General features: G+C 50.5%; 18 protein-coding genes and 1 other RNA gene. 8 read left to right on the top strand and 11 right to left on the bottom strand.

The window, feature by feature from the left end:
- Positions 1-53: 53 nt before the first annotated feature.
- The 6 genes from rnpB to fabG form a co-directional block, all read right to left on the bottom strand.
- Positions 54-463, bottom strand: an RNA gene (gene rnpB, locus ACTJJJ_RS22405) — RNase P RNA component class A.
- A 108-nt stretch (positions 464-571) separates the two neighbouring features.
- Positions 572-1,912: a DUF4403 family protein gene (locus ACTJJJ_RS22410; protein ID WP_440703077.1), complete on the bottom strand. Its 1,341-nt coding sequence runs from the start codon at positions 1,910-1,912 to the stop codon at positions 572-574.
- 94 nt (positions 1,913-2,006) lie between these two features.
- Positions 2,007-2,990, bottom strand: coding sequence for a DUF2027 domain-containing protein (locus ACTJJJ_RS22415; RefSeq protein ID WP_440703078.1), 984 nt, complete (start codon positions 2,988-2,990; stop codon positions 2,007-2,009).
- Positions 2,991-3,043: 53 nt separating this feature from the next.
- Positions 3,044-3,991: a DUF2279 domain-containing protein gene (locus tag ACTJJJ_RS22420; RefSeq protein ID WP_440703079.1), complete on the bottom strand. Its 948-nt coding sequence runs from the start codon at positions 3,989-3,991 to the stop codon at positions 3,044-3,046.
- A gap of 22 nt (positions 3,992-4,013) precedes the next feature.
- Positions 4,014-6,086 (bottom strand): VWA domain-containing protein, encoded by a 2,073-nt coding sequence (locus ACTJJJ_RS22425; protein ID WP_426295834.1) that lies wholly within the window; start codon positions 6,084-6,086, stop codon positions 4,014-4,016.
- Positions 6,087-6,160: 74 nt separating this feature from the next.
- Positions 6,161-6,907 carry a 3-oxoacyl-[acyl-carrier-protein] reductase gene (gene fabG, locus ACTJJJ_RS22430; RefSeq protein ID WP_188935813.1) on the bottom strand — a complete coding sequence of 249 codons (747 nt, stop codon included), beginning with the start codon at positions 6,905-6,907 and terminating at the stop codon, positions 6,161-6,163.
- A 150-nt stretch (positions 6,908-7,057) separates the two neighbouring features.
- Between fabG and yiaA the strand changes: the two genes are divergently transcribed.
- Positions 7,058-7,492 (top strand): inner membrane protein YiaA, encoded by a 435-nt coding sequence (yiaA, locus tag ACTJJJ_RS22435; protein ID WP_188935816.1) that lies wholly within the window; start codon positions 7,058-7,060, stop codon positions 7,490-7,492.
- Between the two features lie 47 nt (positions 7,493-7,539).
- Entirely contained in the window at positions 7,540-8,250 is a 711-nt protein-coding gene (locus ACTJJJ_RS22440; RefSeq protein ID WP_188935818.1) for an SDR family oxidoreductase, read from the top strand.
- 37 nt (positions 8,251-8,287) lie between these two features.
- Here ACTJJJ_RS22440 and ACTJJJ_RS22445 read toward each other — a convergent pair whose 3' ends face one another.
- The 4 genes from ACTJJJ_RS22445 to ACTJJJ_RS22460 form a co-directional block, all read right to left on the bottom strand.
- The gene (locus ACTJJJ_RS22445) at positions 8,288-9,265 is read right to left on the bottom strand and encodes an IS110 family transposase (protein WP_440703080.1); all 978 of its coding nucleotides are present in this window, start codon (positions 9,263-9,265) and stop codon (positions 8,288-8,290) included.
- Between the two features lie 327 nt (positions 9,266-9,592).
- A complete protein-coding gene (locus ACTJJJ_RS22450; protein ID WP_440703081.1) occupies positions 9,593-10,663 on the bottom strand; it encodes a hypothetical protein in 1,071 nt (356 codons plus the stop codon).
- Complete coding sequence (locus ACTJJJ_RS22455) at positions 10,660-11,298, bottom strand: ABC transporter ATP-binding protein (protein ID WP_440703082.1); 639 nt, start codon at positions 11,296-11,298, stop codon at positions 10,660-10,662. The genes ACTJJJ_RS22450 and ACTJJJ_RS22455 overlap by 4 nt, the downstream gene beginning before the upstream one ends.
- A gap of 19 nt (positions 11,299-11,317) precedes the next feature.
- Positions 11,318-12,208, bottom strand: coding sequence for a hypothetical protein (locus tag ACTJJJ_RS22460; protein ID WP_188935823.1), 891 nt, complete (start codon positions 12,206-12,208; stop codon positions 11,318-11,320).
- 307 nt (positions 12,209-12,515) lie between these two features.
- Between ACTJJJ_RS22460 and ACTJJJ_RS22465 the strand changes: the two genes are divergently transcribed.
- The 3 genes from ACTJJJ_RS22465 to ACTJJJ_RS22475 all read left to right on the top strand — a co-directional run bounded on the left by ACTJJJ_RS22465 (position 12,516) and on the right by ACTJJJ_RS22475 (position 16,608).
- Entirely contained in the window at positions 12,516-13,574 is a 1,059-nt protein-coding gene (locus tag ACTJJJ_RS22465) for an isoaspartyl peptidase/L-asparaginase family protein (RefSeq protein ID WP_440703083.1), read from the top strand.
- Positions 13,575-13,615: 41 nt separating this feature from the next.
- Positions 13,616-15,061 (top strand): alpha-L-fucosidase, encoded by a 1,446-nt coding sequence (locus tag ACTJJJ_RS22470; protein ID WP_440703084.1) that lies wholly within the window; start codon positions 13,616-13,618, stop codon positions 15,059-15,061.
- 83 nt (positions 15,062-15,144) lie between these two features.
- Positions 15,145-16,608, top strand: coding sequence for an alpha-L-fucosidase (locus ACTJJJ_RS22475; RefSeq protein ID WP_440703085.1), 1,464 nt, complete (start codon positions 15,145-15,147; stop codon positions 16,606-16,608).
- 69 nt (positions 16,609-16,677) lie between these two features.
- Here the strand turns inward: ACTJJJ_RS22475 and ACTJJJ_RS22480 are convergent, their stop codons facing one another.
- Complete coding sequence (locus ACTJJJ_RS22480; protein WP_440703086.1) at positions 16,678-17,754, bottom strand: glycoside hydrolase family 76 protein; 1,077 nt, start codon at positions 17,752-17,754, stop codon at positions 16,678-16,680.
- Positions 17,755-17,971: 217 nt separating this feature from the next.
- Here ACTJJJ_RS22480 and ACTJJJ_RS22485 point away from each other — a divergent pair, with 217 nt between their 5' ends.
- The 3 genes from ACTJJJ_RS22485 to ACTJJJ_RS22495 all read left to right on the top strand — a co-directional run bounded on the left by ACTJJJ_RS22485 (position 17,972) and on the right by ACTJJJ_RS22495 (position 23,552).
- Positions 17,972-18,583: an RNA polymerase sigma factor gene (locus tag ACTJJJ_RS22485; protein WP_188935830.1), complete on the top strand. Its 612-nt coding sequence runs from the start codon at positions 17,972-17,974 to the stop codon at positions 18,581-18,583.
- Positions 18,584-18,661: 78 nt separating this feature from the next.
- Positions 18,662-19,747: a FecR family protein gene (locus ACTJJJ_RS22490; RefSeq protein WP_440703087.1), complete on the top strand. Its 1,086-nt coding sequence runs from the start codon at positions 18,662-18,664 to the stop codon at positions 19,745-19,747.
- Between the two features lie 184 nt (positions 19,748-19,931).
- Positions 19,932-23,552, top strand: coding sequence for a SusC/RagA family TonB-linked outer membrane protein (locus ACTJJJ_RS22495; protein ID WP_440703088.1), 3,621 nt, complete (start codon positions 19,932-19,934; stop codon positions 23,550-23,552).
- The last annotated feature ends 42 nt before the right edge of the window (positions 23,553-23,594 follow it).

The following is a 23,594-nucleotide window of genomic DNA, read 5'->3' on the forward strand; positions in this document are numbered from 1 at the left end:
CGTTATGTGATTCAATTCAAATATAGCATTATAAACAAATTCAAAAATCAGAAAAAAAGCCAAAGCCTATAAGCCGGATTCTGTCACTTCGATTGGTTGCCCGATCTCCGCTCCTGCCATTTATCCAGGATTCCGGTCACCCGGAACCTCTAACGATCTACCCGTGCCGGCGTCCCCGAGGGAACAGGGACGAGTAGCCCCATTAACCGACACCTATTTGATCTTTCAGCCCGTAAGGTTTACCATGCATTCCCTGTCACCAGGGAACCGGTGGGCTCTTACTCCACCTTTTCACCCTTACCGAGGCATACAAAAAATATGCCAGGGCGGTATCTTCTCTGTGGCACTTGCTGTCAACGGACCGTCGCCAGTACGTTGCCTTCCCGTTAGGAAGTACGGCACTCTGTGCTGCCCGGACTTTCCTCCCCGGTTTAAAAACCGCAGCGGCAGGACAGCTTAGACCTTTCCTCTGACCACAAAGCTAAGAAATACTTTCTTTCGATCAGCAGTCAATATACCATAAAAAGTAAAAAAAGATGGCACTCTGGCTGATTTTTGTACAAATTTCTGATCAGATTCCTTTCAATCCGTCGACTTTCAAATTCACTTTTCCAGTCGCAAATACAACAGAATAAAGATGTTTCGGAGTAAGGTAAACCTTATCGGGCACAATATCGGAAAGTATTCCCTTTACAACTACACCTTCGGTGACTTTGTAGTTAGCAAGTGTTTTCTGGATGGTATTTTTTGCGTCGGCAATCTGGCCGCCAACCGGAAACACCATCCGCTTTTCCATCATCCTGCTGAACTGCCCCTGCAAGAGCCAGCCGGCTGTCCGGACCATCGTATTTTTCGTATCCAGGTCGTAATCAAGGCCTTTGAGCGACAACTGCTGCGTGGCGGGATCATAGTAAGGGGTTCCCTTTAAATAAATATCGCCGCTAATGCTGCCTTTCAGCCCGGCTTTGATCACCAGCCGGTCGTTCTGCCCGTACATCTCAACGGAAGTAACCTCCACGTTATACTTTCCGCTCAAAAACGAGAACTTCTCGCCGGCAAACTGCCTGGTAGCCAATTTTGCCGCGTCTTCATACGACACCAGGCTGATCAACCCGATCTTGAAGTCGTCCTGGACCTTATCCACAATCCGCAAGTCGGGCAGCTTCTGTCCAGGCGCCACGGCGGGTTTCACTGCCGACGTAATAGTTTGCGTATAACCTTTAATACCAATGACCGAACGGAGGATATTATTTTTCGCAAGTAAGGGCGTCATCTCCACACCCGTGGGCACGATCACCAGCCAAGTATCATATTCCTTAGCGAGCATAACCGGCTGCCTCGCGATGTTCCAGGCCAGCTCCGCATTCTTTTTGAGTGCGAGGTTCGTTGCTACCTGCTCGTCGATGGCCTCGGTGATCTTATCAAAATTCTTGTTCAGCATACGGCTCACCATTCCCTTAATGGGGATATTGATGCCCGCCACGCGGATGTTCGGTTCGCTGAGCCAGTCGTAACTGTCAACATAGGTTTCCGATTTAATCTGCCACGACGGCGTAATGCCTATTTCGGAAATCAGCCGAATGCGGATTGAAAACTCGGTATCTTTGTATCCCGACATCGTCATGCCCAGCGGACTGACCTTATACCCGGCACTCACCCAGATTTTCAGTGGTACTTCAAATAGAAACGAAGAATCGATCGCGACGACTTTGATAGGACTGATCTTCCACACCTTCGCTTTCAGGTTGTCGTTATTCTCGTCCTCGTAACTGTCGTCGTCGTAGATCAACCCTTTGATCTGGTTGTTGATCTGCTTTTCGATTTCCGCAACCGGAATCTCGACCGGTACGTTCAGCACCGACAAATGTTTCTCGTTCTGGATCTCCTTATCCGAATATTTGTATTCTTCCATAGGGGCCTTAGGGGAGGTTTTTTTAGAACCGCAGCTCCAAAAAACAACGGCTGCCAGCGCGATTACCAGAAAATAACCGCGCCTGACGTATACATTACTTGATTTTGACGAGGGTTGCACCGTATCCGAATTTCTCTTTTAATGCATCTTTAAAAAATTGCACATGCTGGTTCTTTCCCAGCCTGCGGTGCAGCTCATTTTTCAAAGCGCCGCTGCCAGCGCCATGTATAAACGTAATTTCGTCCATTCCATTGGCAATGGCCGATTCGAGGTTACTCTCGAAAATATCCAGCTGCTTTTTCAGTATCGCGTCACTGGACAGGCTTTTGTGGTTGTTAACCAGCTTTTCGATATGCAGATCGACCAACTGATCGGGTTTGGGAAGGGTGTTTTGCTCCGAAACCGGTTGACCAAGCATACTCGCCTTGATTTCCCCTGCGATATCCTCCGAAATACCGGGCGACTCGCGTTTCAGATTTTCTTCATCCAGCTGATACACAAAGCCATCCTTCGCCAACACCGGCACTTTGCCTTTGTTTTTGTAAAACGACTGGGCACGGCAACGAATACGTTTGTTCAATGCGACGGGCAACTGGTGATTGCCTTCGCGGAAATACAATGCATGAATGTCGAAAACCGGCCACGACTCGAAATCCTTCATCAGTACTTCGGTCAGCTTTTGCGAAGTGCGCGGTTGCAAAACGCCGGCAGCGAGGCCGGTAGTCACCGATTCGGAAGCCGCTACGGCTGTGAATGGTAATATCCAGTCGGTATTGTTAATGACGTGAACAGTCAATGAACGGTCGTTCACGGAAATGAATGCCAGGTAAATGCCTTTTTCAGCGAATGGAGCATTGCGCGGTACGATCACATCCGCACGTGCCGCCACTGTCTTCGGTTCTTCGGGCTTGACCATTCGTTGCGATTCCACAGGCGAAATCGTCACAATTTCGTTTCTGAGAACGGGAATGCGAAACCCGTCCTCGATCTCGATTTCCACCACATTACCAGGCAAAAAAGCGTAAATAACACCCTCTTCCCTACCGTGCACCAACCGTACTCTATCTCCGATATTCATAGTAAATATTGCTTTCCGATCAGATGAACCACTTTTCGATTCAAATAATACTGTTAAAAATAAAATGGTTTGAAGTCCACGCCTTTCCTGCTGATCTGCAATGCAGGGGCTGGAATTTTGATGGAATTGGCCAGGAAACCCAGCGTCTTAACAAACTTGCTCCGCGTTTTGATCTTCGTGAGATCGATATCCAGCGATAAATAATATTGCCGGTAAGGCCGGTAACCCTTTTCAATGCTTACGTCTTTCTGAGCCGAGACCATATTCTGGATACCATAACCTACTGAAAAACACAGCCAGGCAGGCCAGTCGGAGCCCTTAAAAAACGACCTGGGGCTGGCCGAGAACCAGTAAGTCTGCCCGTTATAATCTTTCAGCCATCGCTCCGACCAGGTGCTTCCGAGCAATTGGGGCCTTATATGCGCAAGCGAAGTGTAGTGAAATGAAAACTTGGGCTGAATGCGAACCTCATCCCACAGCGCTACCTGGCCGAGGTATAATGCCGAACCCGTGATGTTCGCGATCATGTCCCCGGGCGAAAAACCATAGTCGGGCGAAAAGCCGTCGAGAATTTCGATCGGTGTTTGAAAAATAATCCCGGAAATGGCGCCATAAACCAACATCTGCCGTTTCGAAATACCTGTTTTTTTATACAATGCCGCAGTATGGCGGGCAATCTGGTAAGATGTGTAAAGGTGCCCCATTTTGTCCATTTGTAACCACTCGCGGCTGTCGTCTTCGATCGTGAATTTGGTCAACGGATTTTTGTACCACGATTTGCTCAATCCGTAAATAGTACCCAGGTAAATGGCCGACTGAGCGGCAAAAATACCACGTAGCATTTTGTAGTTGGGCCTCACCTGAGATACGGTGTCCCGGACAAGCGTGTCGCGGACAGGCGTGTCGCGGACAAGCGTGTCGACCGGCGGCACCTGCGCGCACACGGGAGACAGCGTTCCAGCCAGGAGGCAAATCAGTAAACAATGAAGAGTAAAACGCATTCGATCACACCGGGACCAGACATTAATAACCGCCATGGTATTTTCTAAGTCCCCATTCCGCTCCCAGCAATATTACGATCAGGAAGAACAGCCATTTCAGATAGATCAGCTCGACCATATCTTCGGTACTGTCCAGCCTGTCGGCCGGGCGGTCATTTTTAAGTTTTTGAATAAATTGTTGAAGTGATGCAGGCGTCATGAATGTTCCTCCCGACCGCCTCGCCAGATCGCGGAGCATTCCGAAATCCGCTGTGGTATTGCTCAGTTCAAGATCGGCGTTGCGGATCACAAACTGGCCCGAAACACGTTCCTCTTTACCTTTCATGATCGTCGACGCCGCGTAGCGGTAAACGCCATCGGCAAGCCCACTCACATTGAAACGGGGGGTCTCCTTCGAATGGGTGTAGGTAAATTGTTTGCTTTTACCCTTTTCATCCACCAGTTCCAGCTTCACTTCCTGACCAAAAATCGGCTCGTAAATATCGTTGTAAACTTCCGTCTGAAATGCTACCTGTTCGCCGGCCTCAAACTCATTGCTGATCGGGTACACCCGGAATTTCCGGCGGTCCTCCTTCACAGAAAGCACCTGGATCAGCTTCTGAAAAAGGTTATCCACTACTTCCTGTTTGCTTGTCTGGGCAAATTCCTCCTGTCGCCATTGCCAGATCCCCTCTCCTGCCAGCACGGCCGTTTTCTGATCACCATTGGTGTTTAAAACCAGCAGCGGCTTGTTCGTATTAAGCGTTCCTACCTTCTGGAAAAGGATTGTTTCCGTGCCCGAGGATATATTGTACTCTCCAAAAGGCACCGACAGCGGTGGAAGGCGTTCGAGCAATTTCAGGCTCTCCGCATCCAGATTTAGTTGTGAAAATGCAGGATTGAACCGCGCTGTAACCTTATCCACCTGGTTGTTGGCCGCCACATTGATGAACAGCGACCGGTTCAGCGAGCTCGCCAGCGGCACCGCCGATTGATTTCCCAGGATAAAAAACAGCGGCATTTTCGCATCCAGAAACTTGCGCACCTGTGCATTACCCAACCCGAGCACATTCGGGATCTGGTGCAGTATCACGAGGTCGTAAGGCTTAGTATTGGCCGGTGGGTTATTGGCAATGGATAAAATATTGATATCCAGCTCATAGTTATCGTTCGCCTCGATCACACTCCGGATACTTTTGATGTCGGGATGTGGTGCGAGCGCCATAAGCAATACCTTCTGGCGGCCATCGATAATGTCGATGTAAACATCCTTCCGGTTATTCCGGCCGGATGTTTCTCCCGAAACTGCGCCCAGCTCTATCGTATAGTGCTGAACACCTTTCTGGGCGGAAGATGTTTTGAAGTCGAATGCCTTGAAGTATTCCGCACGGTCGATGACGACGGGCTGGCTTTGGATCACACGCCCATTTTGCTTTAAAGTAATCGTCGTGCTTTTGCCTTGCAACCCATTCGCTCCGACCTCGGCCCTGACCGGGAACTCGTTGCCCAGGTACGCGATGCGGTTACTCACCACATCTTTAATCCGGATATCCAGCTTTGGAACCGAATCTCCGACTGCCAGCGCATTGATCCTGAACGGATAACGATTATAGGTGGGCGATATGCCCTGGTTCACGATGCCGTCCGACAGGAGTACGACGTCCGTCACGTTTCGGCCTTCAAAATTGGTACGGACCGTTTGCAGCAGCCCTGCCAGGTTGGTGCTATTCTGATTGAATGCAATCGAATCCGCATTCTTCCCGGCGCCTCCGAGCGATTCAATGCTTACTTCAAATCCTGAATCGTTCAGCTCGCGGGAAGCGGCTCTCACCAGCTCCATTGCTGCCTGTCCGTATTTACCAACAGATTCCGAGTTGTCGATCGCGAAAACGATCTTGGCCTTATCGACCGACGTTTGTGAACGCCGCACGAGCGGGCTCAGCAAAAGGAAGCAAATCAGCGCGACTACAATGCCACGCACAGCGGCAAGCGCGTAGTTCAGTTTCTTACCCCAGGCCGGTTGCGGCTGATACAGCAACCAGGCGTACGCCAGGCCCGCAAGCACGCAGAAAATGATGAACCAGTAAGGGGTTTGGAATATGAGCTCTGACCGCATGGATTGGGATTCAATAGCTGGCGATCCTACAATATACGGCGAAACCGCCAGCTATTTACTAACGAAGAAAGACTCTATGTTAACATACCACCGTCGACCTGGATTACCTGGCCGGTAATGTAGCGCGACATGTCCGAAGCGAGGAATACGCAGGCATCCGCCACTTCTTCGGGCTGGCCCCCGCGCTTCATCGGGATAGATTGTTTCCAATCGTCGACCGCCTTGGCATCGACCGCGTCGGTCATTTCAGTTTCGATAAATCCGGGCGCTACTGCATTTGAGCGGATATTTCTTGAACCCAGTTCCAGCGCGATAGATTTGGTAAAGCCGATGATACCGGCCTTCGAAGCAGCATAGTTCGACTGACCCGCATTACCACGTATACCAACTACCGATGTGATATTGATAATCGACCCGCTTTTGGCACGGATCATGGATTTCGTAGCAGCTTTGGTAACGTTGAAAACCGATTTCAGGTTGATGTTCACCACGGTGTCCCATTGCTCTTCGCTCATGCGCATAAGGAGCCCGTCGCGGGTAACGCCGGCGTTATTGATGAGCACGTCGAGCTTGCCGAAATCAGCAATAACATCGGTAACGAGCTGATCTGCCGCCTGAAAATCGGACGCGTCCGAGCGGTAGCCTTTCGCTTTTACCCCGAACGATTCCAGCTCCTTGGCCAGAGCCTCGCCCTTTTCGACGCTGGACAAATAGGTAAATGCGACATCAGCACCTTCCTGAGCCAGGCGCAACGCGATCGAACGTCCGATACCCCGCGAAGCTCCCGTTACCAATGCAACTTTATTTGCTACTAACTTCATAAATAGGATTAGAATCTGTCAAAATGTATACTGCCGGCAAAAATAGGATATTGGGGAGAGACCGGCAAATAAACGCCCTATGGTACTTTATCACAAAATGATGTAATATTCAGGCAAAATACCTTCTCCAACAATTTAACTTACACTAACATGAACACTACAAATGCCCAGAAAACCTCCGGAGCCTTCATTGCCGCGTCATGGATCGCATTGGGCGTAGGAATGGCCGGCTTCATCATCGGCCTTTGGCGGTCGGAAATGCTGCTGAGCGAAAAGGGATATTATTTTACGGTATTAATGTACGGGCTTTTCGCAGCGGTGTCAGTCCAGAAGAGCGTACGCGACCGGCTGGAAGGCGTTCCGGTGACGGCTATTTACTACGGTATCGCCTGGTTTTCGACCATCCTCGCCATTGTGTTGCTCGTAGTGGGCCTCTGGAATGCGACATTACTGCCGAGCGAAAAAGGCTTTTACGCATTCGCCTTCCTGTTGGGCATCTTCGGCGCTATTGCGGTTCAGAAAAATACCCGCGATACGGCGATTTTTGAAACCGGCAGCTCATTTTCCAAACCTTCTGATCATTGATGCTGTTAAGCCGTTACGTGTAAATTTTTGAAATAAAAACTCAGGTAATGGCAGAAACAATCAAAACAGCCCTGATCACAGGCGGTTCAAGGGGAATAGGATATGGTATTGCCGAAGCGTTGATCCGCGACGGGATCTATGTGGCAATTACGAGCCGGTCGCAACAAAATGCCGACGAAGCTGCACTAGCTTTGAACAAAATCCGTGCGGGTCACGCACTGGCTATCGAATCAGATGTAAGAAATCTGGAATCCCAGGAAAAAGCGGTGCAAACCGTGCTCGACCAATGGGGCCGGCTCGATTACCTGATCGCGAATGCGGGTGTCGGCCATTTCGCGCCGATTCACGAACTGAGCGCCGAATTGTGGCAAGAAACCATCGATATTAACCTCACGGGCGTGTTTTTCAGCGCGAAAGCGTCCATCGCTGCATTAACGGAGTCGAAAGGTTATTTTATCAACATCGCGAGCCTGGCAGGCACCAACTTCTTTGCCAACGGCACTGCCTATAATGCTAGCAAATTCGGCCTCGTCGGCTTTTCGCAGGCTATGATGCTCGATGTGCGCAATGCGGGCGTGAAGGTTACGACCATCATGCCGGGTTCCGTCGCTACGGAGTTCAACAACCACGAGCCTTCGGACAAGGATGCTTGGAAAATCCAGCCGGAAGACATCGGCCAGATCGTGTCGGACCTGATCAAAATGCCTGCAAGAACATTACCAAGCAAGATCGAAGTCCGCCCCACTACACCGAAATAAGCTCGCATCAAATGTGATTAAGTTGTCACGCTGATTTCTATGATAAAACCAAGTGATCTTGATAGGTTGCTTGGTTTTTTATTAGGGCAAAAATGGTGTGAACGATTTTGTTTCTTACTGCATTGAGAACTGACATTTTATTTTTTCCCTCGGCTACTTTCCTTAGATAGTAATCCCTGAACTTGTTATCAAACCGGATGGCACTCATTGCGGCCAGATGCAGGGTGCTTTTTATACTTTTATCTGCATAAGTCGATACTCGCGGCTGTCGTTTGATAGAAGTCCCGGACTGATGATCGAAGGGAACTATCCCGCAATAGCAAGCCATCTTTCTGGGTTCGGTAATTGTGGAAAAGCCCTCCGTTTTAGCGATCATTGTCCAACAGGTGACCGGGCCTACCCCTGGTACGGACCGTATTTGCCTGGCCTGCTCTTTGATCCTTTCATCTGCCTGGATAATTTTTTCTATCTCGGCTTCCAGTTTTTCGATCTGTTGCTGTATTGACTCGATCAGGCTCTGGTTCATCTTAATGAGTGGCTTTTCCAGGCCGATTGTCTTCATCAGCTTATAATCAGATTGCAGCCCTAGTAGCTGCCTTTTTATTTTGATCCTACCATTGCGCTCTGTTAACAACACTTTCATTTTCTGAATGTTAACCGATGTCGGTTTCCATGCCACACACTCGTCCTGGTTCTTCTGGATAAACTTACAGATCCGCTCCGCATCTACCTTATCGCTCTTGCCCCTAACGAGTCCCAGGCCCTTTTTTAAGTGCAATGCAGGGATTACATAGACTTCAAAACCGTATTGGGGCAGTGCTTCGTACAGCTGCCAGTTATAACGTCCTGTATTTTCCATAGCCACAACAACCTGTTGGCGGGCCAGTTTTTTGAAAAACACGTGAATCGCCTTCACTTGGTTAGCAATCGTAAAATGCGCTGACGAGCCTTCTGTGTTCAGACAGATATCGAGTGTTTTACTACTGATATCGATACCAAGAATGATCTTTTTCATAAATTAGTATTGGAAAAGTGAAGTGAGAAATTCATCAATTCAACTCAACTCCTTAATAATGGGCTCTGAGCTCGAATTTCTATTTGAGTTATTGATGAAAGGGGAAGTAAAGTCTAAATCAGCAGTATGAGTCATCAGCTCAGAGCGCGTGTCATAGTTTACTTTACTTCCCTTTCTCATTTCATTAAGTTACCTACACCAATCCTGTTTCCCAATACATCACGAATCTAAAGGAGCGAAGTCGAAGGGTATTTGCGAGATGCAAATAATGTTTCGACTTCGCTCAGCACGACAACAAGCGTCATTTTGCTCTTTTATACAACCTCTTTACATTTTATACCACCTGGGGAATGCATAAAGCGAGAAAGCAATGCCGAAAGCCGCCATCAACAGCAGCGGGATTTTGTATAATATAAGCAAAGTAAGGCCCACAAACCCAAACAGAAACACCTGCATCGCATTTTCCGGCAGTCCCGATCTTTTATAAAAATAGAGGTGTGAGACTATGAGGATGGTTAACCCGAGCACGTACAATTGTGCCACCTCCGCAAAGCCGAGGGCGCCACTACGCAGCACGACAAGCGTTTCGGGGACGATCAGGATCAAATGCGCCGTCACTACCCTGCCCCAACGCTTCCAGACCGGCACCGGCAGCGACCTGCCCCAAAGCCAGATTTCGCCTTCCCATTGAAACAGCTCGAACGAAAGGCCCAGATTTAGCAAATAGGCCAGCGACATGCCAACGGCCGGCATTCGGATGTCGTATTCGCCGGTGCTGTAATAAAGCATCGTCCCGGCCGCTACCAGCATAGCACCCAGTTTTCCTACCAACAAGGTAATCCCCCGCTCCCGCATCAGCCATTCCATCGACCAATAGAGCCACGACGTTGGCCTCCCAAACGGCCATTTGATCAGGCTTTTACCTTTGACAGGAACATACAAAACCGGCTTCCGGATGCGCCACTCAGCAAATAGCGCAAGCATGGCCGTTAAAATAATGTAGAAAGGAATGACCGGCCAGAGACGAGCCAGCAACTTTTCCTGAATGGCGATCATAAACAGGTAAACGCCGTAGTAAAGTATCGGTTGAAGAAAGCCTAATGCCTGCCCGGCAAACCTTCGCGCACGTGTGAGCGCGGGCCATGTGCGGGCATGGAAAATGAACGTGTATTCAGGCAGCTTCCAGGTGTTAACTACGAATTGCGCACATAAAAGGCCATAAACCAGCCATATCCCAAAAAGAGTGAGCATTCCATAAGTACCAGTCAGGAAAAACAGGGCGAAAGCATGGTGCTCGTTGGCGCTCAAAAATCCGAAAAGCACGCCGAGCAAAACGAGGAACGTCCCCGCCCGCTGCCTGAAAAAAGCTGAAACGGTAGAGGTCAGCAGCATTTTCATAGCGCGTCGGTAGCTATGAGTGTTTTGTCTTTCAGCCGGAAACTTTGCGAAACGTGCAAGCCTTCCTGCTCGAAAAGCTGGTGCGAGGACAACAGAAATGTGACGCCGTTGCGGTGGTATTCCTTGATCAATCCGAACAACACTTCCCGCGCTTCGCGGTCGATAGTAATGAGCGGCTCGTCGAGAATAATGAGCGAAGGGTCGCCCAGAAATGCCAGCAGTAGGGATACTTTTTTCACCATTCCGCTGGAACAACTTCCGAACGGGTTCGAAAGGTAGTTGATCCCAAAGGCCTCGGTGAGCTTTTCACTTTGCTTGCGGGGCGCTCCTTGTGCTTCTGCTACGAAAGCAATGAGATCGGCAGGTGTCAAAAACGATGGATAGAGTGGTTCGGCTTCTCCGAGGTTGAGGCGCAACCGATATTCGACCGGATCTTTTTTAAGGTCATAACGCCCGTCGAGCTTTACAGACCCTTCGAATGGCAGCATACCGGCCAGCGTCCTGAAAAGCGTTGACTTACCTGCACCGTTTTCTCCCTGTATCCAGTAAATGCCTTTTTCAATCCCAAAAGACGGGATCGAAAGGATTTCCCGCTCACCATACCGCTGCCTCAGCTGATTGATTTCCAGTACCATATCGCGGGATGGCGGCTACTTATGGATGAATATTGAACTCGTCTTTCAGTGCCTGCAACGCTACGGATTCTTCATAACGGTAAAGATCCTTATCGAAAAGCGCATTATGGCCGGCATTCTGCATACTAATCCAGCTGTGGGTCGCGTAGGGATCGTAATCGAAATGCTTAAAGGTATGGCCCAAATTGTTCATATCGGCAAACCATTTAACACCCACATCGAGGCGGTCGTAAGCCCCGAATGCGGCACCTTTGCCGATGGGCATCGTGTCGTTCCGCGTTTTTTCGAGATCGATCATCGCTACATATTCATTGAGCCGGCATTCGGGCAACGGCCATGGCGCAGCGCGGTCGACCACCAGCTTGTACTCATGCGTGCGTGCCTGCGGGTAGGTGGCAGCCAGTTGCATCAGTTCTCCATAATCCGGCTTGTATTCCGTATATGTTTCAGAATCGCAGAGGCCCGCTTGCTTTGCGGGGCACACCCAGCATTGCCCGATGCTCCCGATACCCGATGCAGTGCCAATACCATTGACATATTCCCCTACCAGGTCACCTTTGAAATACACATCGTTATGGATGACGAGCAAGTATTTCTGATCCGACTGCTCCCAGGCATATTGGTAGCGGACCGCATGCCGGTAACGCTTGAAATTCAACAAAAAATCGAATTTTACGTTTTTTGTCCAAAGCCAGACATTAGGCTTATAGTACACGATCTTATCCCCGAAATGATCGAAAATGAATTTGAAATTCGGCGGCTCGGGCTGCTTTGCTTCCTGTACGAAATAGATTTTATTGATCCATTGGTGTGAATGCTTCATGAGCGTCAGCAGTGTGATTGCCGTCTGGTACGGCTTGCCATAAGCATTGATTGCCACATCTACACATGCCTTTGGAGAGTTCGTCATCGTGTGTTCCGTTCGTTTTTCTGAAACAAGTAGCCAAAGGTTGCCATTAAATCAGAAACCATCTGTTGTTAGATTGAAAAATTTAGTAAGTGCCCAAAAGCCCCTGCAAGTGCTGCTTTTAAACTGTTACAGTGCAAATATTTCAAAATAAGGGACTTCGACCAACAGATCATATGAAATTTCATATTTTAATTGATCACAAATTTCGTGAGATGTATATTTGAAAAAATTTTAATTAAAGTCCCGAGATATTTTTAAAATTTTGCAAAATAGATCTTGCTACTCTAAACCCGTTATGCCGGATACCATGAAAACGAATCGTAGATCCTTCCTCCGCCTGTCGGCTTTTGCCCTCCCTTTCACGCGGGTAAACCAGTTGTTCGCCAAAACACCAAAGGCCGCCAATCCGGTGGCCGGTACCCCGGTGGCCGCCGCCCCGGTCGTTATTTCTACCTGGGACAGCGGGCAGATCTCGAACGCCGCCGCATGGCCGGTGCTGGAAAAGGGAGGTCGTGCCCTCGACGCCGTGGAACAAGCTGCTATCGCCATTGAAAACGACATCAACTGCTGCGTCGGCCTGGGTGGCAATCCCGATCGCGACGGGCACGTGACGCTCGACGCGTGTATCATGGATGAAAAATCCAACTGCGGGGCGGTAGCATTTCTGGAAAGAATTAAACATCCAGTTTCGGTTGCCCGCAAGCTGATGGAAACGACCCCGCACGTGTTCCTCGTAGGCGCTGGCGCACAGCAGTTCGCATTGGCCAACGGTTTCAAGCTGGAATCCGGTAAACTTTCGCCCGACGCGGCCGATGAGTATAAAAAATGGCTCAAAAAGGCTGAGTACAAGCCGGTTATCAATATAGAACACAAACAATCGAAAGGCCACGGCCCATTCGCCCCGGCGCGTCTTGACAATGGGGATTTCAACCATGATACCATGGGGACCCTTGCTTTGGATGCGCAGGGCAATCTTTCGGGCATGTGTACCACCAGCGGCATGGGCTTTAAAATGCGCGGCCGTGTGGGCGATTCGCCTGTTATCGGTGCAGGACTTTTTGTCGACAATGAGATCGGCGCGGCAACCTCTTCCGGCCAGGGAGAGGAAGTGATCCGCGTTGCCGGGACGCATTTGGTAGTCGAGTTCATGCGCAATGGTTCTTCTCCGGAAGAAGCGTGCAAAAAAGCCGTCGAAAGGATTGTAAAACGCGACCCGGAGCGGGCCAAAACTTTCCAGGTAGGCTTTCTGGCCATCAGCAAACAGGGAGAAGTGGGTGCCTATTCCGTACAGTCCGGATTTGCCTACACCATTACCAGCGGCGATGGCAAAGGCAAGGTTGTGGCTTCCAAAAGCCATTTTGCGTAAACCCTCATACAGCAGTATTTACCAAACACTTAACCATTCCAATGAATCTTAAATCCACAGCTATCCTTCTTGCAGGGCTGCTATTTGCTTCCGGATCGTATGCGCAGCAGCATTCGGAACAAAACCACTCCAAATACGTTGCGCCTACCGACCCGCTCGTGCAGCAAAAACTCTCCAAATGGCAGGATATCAAATTCGGCCTGCTGATGCACTGGGGGACGTATAGCCAGTGGGGCATTGTGGAATCCTGGTCGCTATGCCCTGAGGACGAAGGCTGGTGCGAACGCCGCGGGCCGCATTCGCACGACTGGTATGAGTATAAAAAGGCTTACGAGGATATTTCCAAAACCTTCAACCCGGTTAAATTCAACCCCGAGCGTTGGGCTAAGGCGGCCAAAGGTGCCGGTATGAAATATGTGGTGTTCACTACGAAGCACCACGACGGTTTCTCGATGTTCGATTCGAAATACACCGATTACAAGATTACCAATACCCCCTTCAAAACCAATCCCAAAGCGAACGTTACCAAGGAAGTGCTTGCGGCATTCCGCAACGAGGGCTTCATGACGGGTACCTATTTCTCCAAACCCGACTGGCACACCGACTCCTACTGGTGGCCCTATTTCCCGCCGAAGGACCGCAACGTTTCCTACGACCCGAAGAAGCGCCCCGAACTCTGGAACAAGTTCAAGGATTTCACCTATAACCAGATCGAAGAGCTGATGTCGGATTACGGCTCCGTCGACATCCTCTGGCTCGACGGCGGCTGGGTACGCCCGTTCAGCAGTATCGATACCACCATTAGCTGGCAGAAAACTATTCCCTACGACCAGGACATCGACATGGCACGCATTGCCAAAATGGCCCGTTCGCACCAACCCGGGCTGCTCGTAGTGGACCGCACCGTTACCGGCGAATTCGAGAATTATGTAACGCCCGAGCAATCCATTCCCGATCATTATATGTCGATCCCGTGGGAATCGTGTATGACCATGGGCGACTCGTGGTCTTATATTCCAAAAGAAAACTTCAAGTCGACGCAGAAGCTTGTTCACACATTGGTTGATATCGTCGCCAAAGGCGGTAACCTGCTCCTGAACGTGGCTCCAGGCCCCGACGGAGAATGGCACGAAGAAGCATACACGCGCCTCGAAGAAATGGGTAAATGGATGAATGTAAATGGTATTGGTATTTACGAAACCAAACCGCTGGCCCCTTACCGCGCCGGCAAATGGGCGTACACCAAAAAAGGCGCCACCACCTACGCGTTCTACCTCGCCGAAGCAGGCGAAAAACTTCCTGCCAGCCTGAAACCGGAAGGGCTGGAAATTCCCGCCAAAGCAAAAATCACATTTGCGGGTAATAAAAAGGCATTGAAAGTGAAGAACGGAGCGATTGAACTACCGATGAAGACTGTCGCCGAAGTAGGCGCGCAGCCGGCATATTTGTTTGTGATTAATCAAGATCCGATAGGAAAACGGCGATAGATTTGGTGAACTCGCCTAAAAAAAACGATCTTCACTTCCGATTTGCATCACCCCCATCTGTATCATCAGAAACACCTTTTCAAATGATCAAACAAATAACCGGTCTCCTCTGCCTGACGGCGTCGATCGCTTTTGCGCAAACACCTCCGAAACCCTATGGCGCACTGCCGGCACCCCGCCAGGTCGCATGGCATGAAACCGAAGTTTACGGCATCATGCACTTTACCCCTACCACATTCGAAAACAAAGAATGGGGCTATGGCGATGCCGATCCCAAGACCTTCAACCCATCGGATTTCAATGCAGAGCAGATCATTCAAGCTGCCAAAGCAGGCGGTTTGCGTGGGATTGTACTCGTAGCAAAGCACCACGACGGCTTTTGCCTCTGGCCCACCAAAACGACCGACTATAATATCGCCCAAAGCCCGTTCCGCCAGGGCAAGGGTGACCTCGTGCGCGAAGTAGCGGACGCCGCGCGCAAGCACGGCCTGAAATTCGGGGTGTATTGCTCGCCCTGGGACCGCAACAATGCCAAATATGGCACGCCGGAATACATTAAAATTTACCGCGAGCAGCTTCGCGAGTTGTATACCAATTATGGCGACCTGTTTATGTCATGGCACGACGGTGCCAATGGCGGGGACGGCTACTACGGCGGTGCGCGTGAGAAGCGCTCGATCGACAATACTACCTATTACCAATGGGATTCGACCTGGACTAACTACACCCGCAAACTGCAACCTAATGCCAATATTTTCAGCGATATCGGCTGGGACGTTCGCTGGGCAGGCAACGAGGACGGCAGCGTGAACCCTACTTCCTGGGCAACACTTACTCCGAAGCCTTCGGAAGGGCAGAATGTAGCAGTACCCGGCCAGGCCAATGCAACTGAAAACCCGGGCGGTACACGCGGCGGGAAGTTCTGGATCCCTGCTGAATGCGACGTTCCATTGCGCAAAGGCTGGTTCTACCACGCCAACGAGAAGCCGAAAACGCCCGAAAAGCTATTCGACCTCTATTTGAAAAGCGTAGGACGCGGCGCCGCACTCGATTTGGGACTGGCACCCGACACCCGCGGCCAGTTGCATAACGACGACGTAGTAGCGCTCAAAACATTCGGCGACCACGTCAAAAACACATTCGCAACCAACCTGATCGGTCGCGCGTCTTCCAAAGCCGTAAACGTGCGTGGTTACAACTCCATTTACAGCGCCAAAAACCTGCTCGACGGCAAACCCGACACCTATTGGGCCACGGACGACGATTTCAAAACACCGGAAGTGGTGATAGAAATGAGCCAGCCGGTCGTTTTTGACGTCATCAGTCTGCAAGAATATATCAAGCTCGGACAGCGTATTGAAGAATTCGCCGTAGATGCCTGGATCGGCAATGACTGGAAAGAGGTTTACAAAGGTACCAGCGTAGGAGCCAAATGCCTCGCGAAGCTCGATGTACCCATCACTTCCAACAAAGTACGCCTCCGCATCACCAAATCGCCGGTTAGTATTGCTATCAGCGAATTTGGGGTTTATAAGGACTCGGAATAGTACGTACAACAATGTGCAAAAAGCGCCGGTTGAGTTTTCGACCGGCGCTTTTTGCTTTCTTTCCTTACCTTATTGTGCGGTCAGCCTTTCCAGCCGCGCATACATTTCCAGCATCGCCCCCTGGTCTATCAGCGTTTTCACAGGTTTGCGGCCCAGAAGGTTTTTCCCATCGCGTTCTTCTTTCCAGATCCGCTCGGCTTCGGCGACAAAGATCTGGTAATCCCCGGCCTGGGGATCTATTTTATGAAGTTCCTCGAAGCCCCGGAGCAGCACCACGTTGAACCAATAGTTGTCGGGCAGCTTATTGTTCTTATAAAAATACTTTTTCGACCCCTCTGCCAGGGCTTTTGCCTCAACGAGATATTCCTTGTTACCTGTGATGTTATGCAGCATCACAGCCGATTGCAGCATGGTGCCCGTATTGTAGGAGTACTTCGCCGAATCGATTTTCAATGACGGAACTTTGATAGCGTCATAATAAGTACCGTCGCCCGCGCGCAGGTTCTTTTTAGTCCAATCATAAAGGTTAATCGCCGTTTTCAGGTATTCCGGCTCCTTCTTAATTTGATAGAGTTGCAGCGCAACCAGTATTCCAGGGCCGTTGGAACAGGTATTTTTCGTGTTCTTTTCGTCTTCTTTCCAGTACAGCCCGCCGCCCGCTTTATCGTCGTAGCCGGTCATCATGAAGCGGTAGATTTCCTCCGCGACGACCAGGTAATCTTTATCGCCCGTGCGGTTGTACGCGTCCAGGCACGCGATCGCGATCCATTGGTTGTCGTCGTAGAACCGGGAATCCTTTTGCTCACTCGTCACATACGCCTGGTAACCAGGAGCAGGTGCAGCGGTATTGTAATATTGTTTGATGGCCCCGAGCACCGGTTTCATGTATTGCTTGCCCGGGCTCACTGCCTCCGACTCGGTGGCTGCTTGGAGCAATGCACATAGCGGCCACAAGTACGAATGCGGCTTTTCGTTCTTGCCATTGGTTTCAATAAAAAGGCCTGTGGATGACTCGTAAAATACGCCTTCGATGTTGTGGAGAATCTGCCCGCGACGCGATTTGTAATCGGGAGCGGTCTGCGATACGGCGAGGTCGAAGCGGGCTATGCCGAGCAAAACCAGCACCGTTGTGTACATACTTTTCATAAATAGTTCCGATTTTTTTGAGTAGAAGAAGGCCCTGCAAGGTTCTCTACTTGAAAGCTCCTCTGCAAAAATTGCTGGTCCAGAAAACGCGACCAACTGTTTTCTGGTAAAATAGAATAATAAAATTTGGTTATTCTAATAATATACAAAACACTGTTTTATATCCAGCACACATCACCTATTTTTGACTTAATCCCCCATTAACCTGACCGCCTTCTTGACCGCATTTGGCAAACATACCGACGATGCAGTGCTATGGAATTCGTTCCGTGGTGGGGACGAGCACGCATACACGGAGCTTGCCCGGCGACATTACCGGACGCTTTTCCAATATGGCCAGCGGTTCACGCACAATATGCAGTTGATCGAAGATGTGATCCAGGATCTGCTGGTACATCTCTGGCTCCACCGCACCACCATTAATGAGACTCCATCGGTCAAATTTTACCTTATCAAGGCATTCCGGCACCGGATGCTGAAAACGATCAAACCACTCTCCGACGAGACAGGTTTGACCGACGAATGCGACAATTTGCTGTCCGAATTTTCGAGCGAGGAAGATTGGATTGGGCGGGAGAATGACCTGGCTTTGAAACAACAGGTCAGAACGGCGATCGACCAGCTCCCTGCCCGCCAGCAGGAAGTCATTTACCTCCGTTTTTTCCAGAACCTGATGCCCGAGGAAATCGCGGGGCTGCTGGCGATCAACGCGCAATCGGTGAGTAATATCATCCAGCGGGCATTGTCCAACCTGCGCGGATTCTGGCGCACTCCTCCTTCTATCTCCGTCATACTTTGTTCTTTCTGCCAAATTTTCGCACAGTTTTAAATTAAACTGAAAAATTTTTCACACCCAACCGAGTATTCCGGCAGAATAAACGGATAATGTATAAAAACGCATTGTTCGATGTCACCCGATCCATCCGGTCATTTACTACAATCACTTCTCGGAAACCCTGCATTCAGATGCTGGGCGGAAGGAAAATGCCCCGAAGATGGTCCCGCTTGGAACAAATGGGCTGAGGAGCATGAGAACGGGCAAGATATTCTCCGACAGGCTGTGGAAATCGCGCGGGCCGTGCCAGTGCGTGACGAGCATTTGACAGACGAATACATTCACCATAAGGTACAAGAAGCGCTCCAAGCCGCGAAAAGGCGGGAGCAACGGGAGAACAGGGAAGGAAGGGAATCGTTTTTCCCGGTGTTCGTGTCAGGCTGGAACATCGCCGCGAGCCTTCTCATCATCGCCGGGCTCTGCTTTGCGCTGTTGCGCATATACAATCATACGCAACCGGCTGCGACAGCCGGGCAACCTTCCCGGTTGACGACGCCCGCTTTAAAGGAAGTCGCTAATACGGAACGACCGTTCAAATATGTACAGCTTCCGGATGGCAGCTCCGTGGTATTGCAGCGGAACAGTACATTGAAATACCCACAGGCCTTTTCCAGCGCAAAACGGGAGGTTTACCTTACCGGCGAGGCGTTTTTTGAAGTAACCAAAAATCCTGATCAGCCGTTTTTCGTCTACGCCGGTGAACTTGTCGCGAAAGTGCACGGCACCAGTTTCAGTATCAGGGCAATTGCCGAGGAAAAAGAGATCACCATCGCCGTCAAAACCGGGAAAGTATCGGTGTTCACCGAGCAGGCCTCCCCAACCCTCCTGCTTACCCGCAACCAGCAAGCCACCTTCGAACGTGCGCAGGCCAGGCTCGTGCGCTCCGCGCTTAAAAGCTCCGCACTGCTGAATATTCCCATTGAGAACCAGGAATTCACCTATTCGGAAACGCCCGCCGCAGAAGTTTTCGACGCGCTCGGGAAGGCTTATGGCGTAAATATCGCATTTGACCGTAACAGCCTGGCGCATTGCAGCATTACCGCGACGCTCGGCGACGAACCGCTCGAAAATAAGCTGAAATGGCTTTGTACCATCCTCGAAGCGAGTTACACCATCAACCAGGACAACATAACCATTACCGGAACCCCATGCGACTGATTATTCACTTCAAAACCCTGCTATTTGAATAAAAAAACAAAAGGTGAACGATGCTACCAACATCATTCACCCGATTAAAATCCCCCTCATTCTATGCTGGCGCTAAGAAATCCCGGACTGAAAGTCCAACAGGGACAAGAGAATTATTTTGCCGATTTTTTAAACCTACAAAACAGACAAAAGTATGAAAAAAACCTTTGACCGGCAGAGTTACCTGCTCAAAATTATGAGAATCAGCCTCATACAATTGTTTATCATTATCCAGGTTTCCGGGCTGGCCGTGGCGTTCGACGGTTTCGGACAGGAACTACTCAACCGTCGTTTGACGGTAAACATCCGTGAACAGAAAATTGGCGCGGCATTGGAGCAGATTGGCAAAATTTCCGGCGTGCATTTTATGTACAGCCCGGAGCTCATCCGTTCACAGCGTAAGGTCACTTTCAGTGCCAGAGAGGAAAAACTGGAAACGATACTCAACAACTTCCTTACGCCATTGCAGGTGTCTTACGAAGTTTCAGGCAAACAGATTTTGCTGAAAAGAGCCGTTTCGAAGCCTGCGTCTACCCTGCCCGAAGGAGCAGGCACGTCCATCAAAACGATCCAGTCTATTGATTTTCAAATTAAAGGAAAGGTGAAGGACGCAACAGGCGGCACCATTCCCGGCGCGACGGTCGTCCTCAAAGGCAGCTCGTCGGTGGGAACTACGACCGATGCCGACGGCGGATTTGCATTGAATGTACCCGATGGCAGTACGACCCTCGTGGTTTCGTCGATCGGCTTCCTGACCCAGGAGATCGATATTACCAGCAAAACCCTGGTGGAAGTAACCCTCCAATCCGATATTAAATCACTTTCGGAAGTAGTGGTAACGGGTTACTCGTCCCAATCGAAACGCGACATTACCGGCGCAGTTTCTACCGTTGACGCTACCGAACTCACCAAAGTGGCCGCTCCGAACGTGGCTCAGCAGTTGCAGGGCCGCGTGGCCGGTGTAACCGTGACATCCAACAATACACCCGGCGGCGAGGCGACCGTCCGCATCCGCGGTTTTGGCACGATCAACAACAACGACCCGCTTTACGTCATCGACGGCGTACCTACGAAAGGTGGTTTGAACAGCATTAACCCGAACAATATCGAATCGATGCAGGTATTGAAAGATGCTTCTTCGGCTTCGATCTACGGCTCACGCGCTGCAAACGGGGTGATTATTATCACTACAAAAAAAGGAAAAGTAGGTGCCCCAAGATTTACATTCAATTCCCGCGCGGGCTTCCAGACCGGGAAAGTTGATCTCGACCTGATCAAAGACCCGCAGCAATTCGGCGACCTTCTTTGGACGCAGCGTAAGAATGCGGGCGTGCTCACGAACGGCAACCCGTCGCACCAGCAATATGGCAATGGGCCATCGGCGGTTGTGCCTGATTACATTCTCGCAGGTTCGAGCTACGGATTGAATATCAAGACAGATCCATCGAACCCAAACAGCCCCGATAATCCGGCCGTGCTAGCTCTTGTCGATCCCTCCCGTTACAACTACAACCGGTCCGGTTTTTACCAGATCGTAAAGGCCAATAAGGAAGGTACAGACTGGCACAAGGAAATCCTGCGCCCGGCGGCGATCCAGGAATACAATATCGGAGCAAACGGCGGTACGGAGAACGGGCGTTACGCGCTTGCACTCAACTATTTCAAACAGGACGGCGTATTGATCCACACCTCATTCGACCGCTATTCGATCCGTTCGAATACCGAGTTTAGTTTCAAAAAACGCATTCGTCTGGGCGAAAACCTGGAATTGAGCTATACCGAAAACAAAGGTTACTACAATGCGAACGGTACTGCCAGCTCTACCAACAACCAGGATGGCAACCCGATCGGCAATGGCTACCGCATCCCCTCGATCATTCCGGTGTACGACATTGCGGGTAACTTCGCCGCCACCCGCGCGGCAGGTCTTGGCCCCGCTACCAACCCCGTTGCACAGCTTTGGAGAAGCCGCAACAACCAGACCAATACCCTGCGTGCTTTCGGGAATGCCTACCTGGAAGTGGATATTTTAAAAGACCTGACCGCCAAATCGAGCATTGGTATCGACTTTATCAACGCCAACCGCGTGGGTTATACTTTGCTCGACCTCGAAGAAGCGGAGATTGAAGCCGCCAATGCGATGACCAACGGAAATGCCTACGACATTAACTGGACGTGGTCGAATACACTGAACTATACGAGAAACCTCGGCGCCTCACACAAACTGAGCGTGCTGGCTGGTACGGAGGCGATCAAAGGCACCGGCCGCGACTTCTCCGCCACCCGCACGACCTTTTTCTCCGAAGACCCGTTATATATGTACCTCAACTCGGGAACCTCAGGTATTGCCAACACCGGTGCAGGCTATCAGTGGGCATTGTTCTCCGTTTTTGGGAAAATCAACTATGCATTCAAAGACCGCTATTTGCTCGAAGCTACCGTGCGCCGTGATGGTTCTTCACGCTTCGGACAGAACAACCGCTACGGTACATTCCCGGCGTTCAGCGCAGGATGGCGCCTGTCGGAGGAAAGCTTTATGAAGAGCATTCCCTGGCTGGATGATCTGAAACTGCGTGCTGGGTGGGGACAAACCGGAAATCAGGAGATTGGTAACTACAATGGTTTCAGCACTTACCGTTCGAGCCTGAGCCAGTCGTCGTACCCGATCGACGGTTCGAACAATGCCGTGCAGCCGGGCTTCGATACGGAAGCATTCGGCAACCAGAACGCGAAATGGGAGACCACCACGCAGACCAACGTCGGTATCGACGCCACTTTCCTCAAAGGGATGTTCGGCCTGAACCTCGATTTGTACAACCGTACCACTTCCGACATGCTTTACCAGGTTGCATTACCTGCAACACAGGGTGTGGCGACCATTCCGTTTGTGAATGTGGGTGAAATGAACAACAAGGGTATCGACCTCGCCATTGACTTCCATAACAAAGCACTGAACGGCGATCTCACCTACTCGATAGGCGCCAATTTTTCGACCTACAAAAACGAAGTAAAACGCCTGAACGCCAGCTCTACCGCGGTACTTCTTGGCCCTGCTATCCGCAGCTACACCTGGACCCGCTCCGTAGCAGGCATGCCGCTTTACTCATTTTACGGCTTGCAGATCGACGGCATTTATCAGAACCAGGGCGATGTGGACGCCGGTCCGAAATACCCGGGCTATGCGGCTGCGGGTAAATACAAATACCACGACACCGACGGTGACGGCACCATCACCGACAACGACCGCAAGTTCCTCGGCAACCCGCATCCGGACTTCACTTACGGTATCAACCTGAATGCCGGCTACAAGAACTTCGATTTTTCGGCATTCTTCCAGGGCGTAAAAGGTAACCAGATCATCAACATGGTGAAGCGCTGGGTGGATTTCAACAACCAAGCCGGTAACCGCAGCCTCCGCATGCTCAACGACTCGTGGACGCCCGAAAATCCGGATGCAGTATTGCCCATCCTGGACGCCAACGACAGCCGCAGCCAGCAGCCTTCGAGCTATTTTATCGAAGACGGCTCCTATTTCCGCATGAAAAACCTCACGCTGGGCTACACGCTGCCTGCAGGGGTATTATCGAAAATCGGTTTCGAGAGTGCCCGCGTGTATGTACAGGCGCAAAACCTTTTCACGATCACCAAATACAGCGGCATCGATCCCGAGGTAACGTCGGTAGGCTCTACGCCGGGAAGCACCGTTCTGGGTGTGGATCAGGGTAATTATCCCAATTCGAAGATGTACCAGATCGGTATCAATTTCGGGTTCTAGTTTGGTTTAATAAAATTCTTTTAACACGGTATCATTTCAATT

Source organism: Dyadobacter sp. 22481 (assembly GCF_052044875.1).
Classification (GTDB): domain Bacteria; phylum Bacteroidota; class Bacteroidia; order Cytophagales; family Spirosomataceae; genus Dyadobacter; species Dyadobacter endophyticus.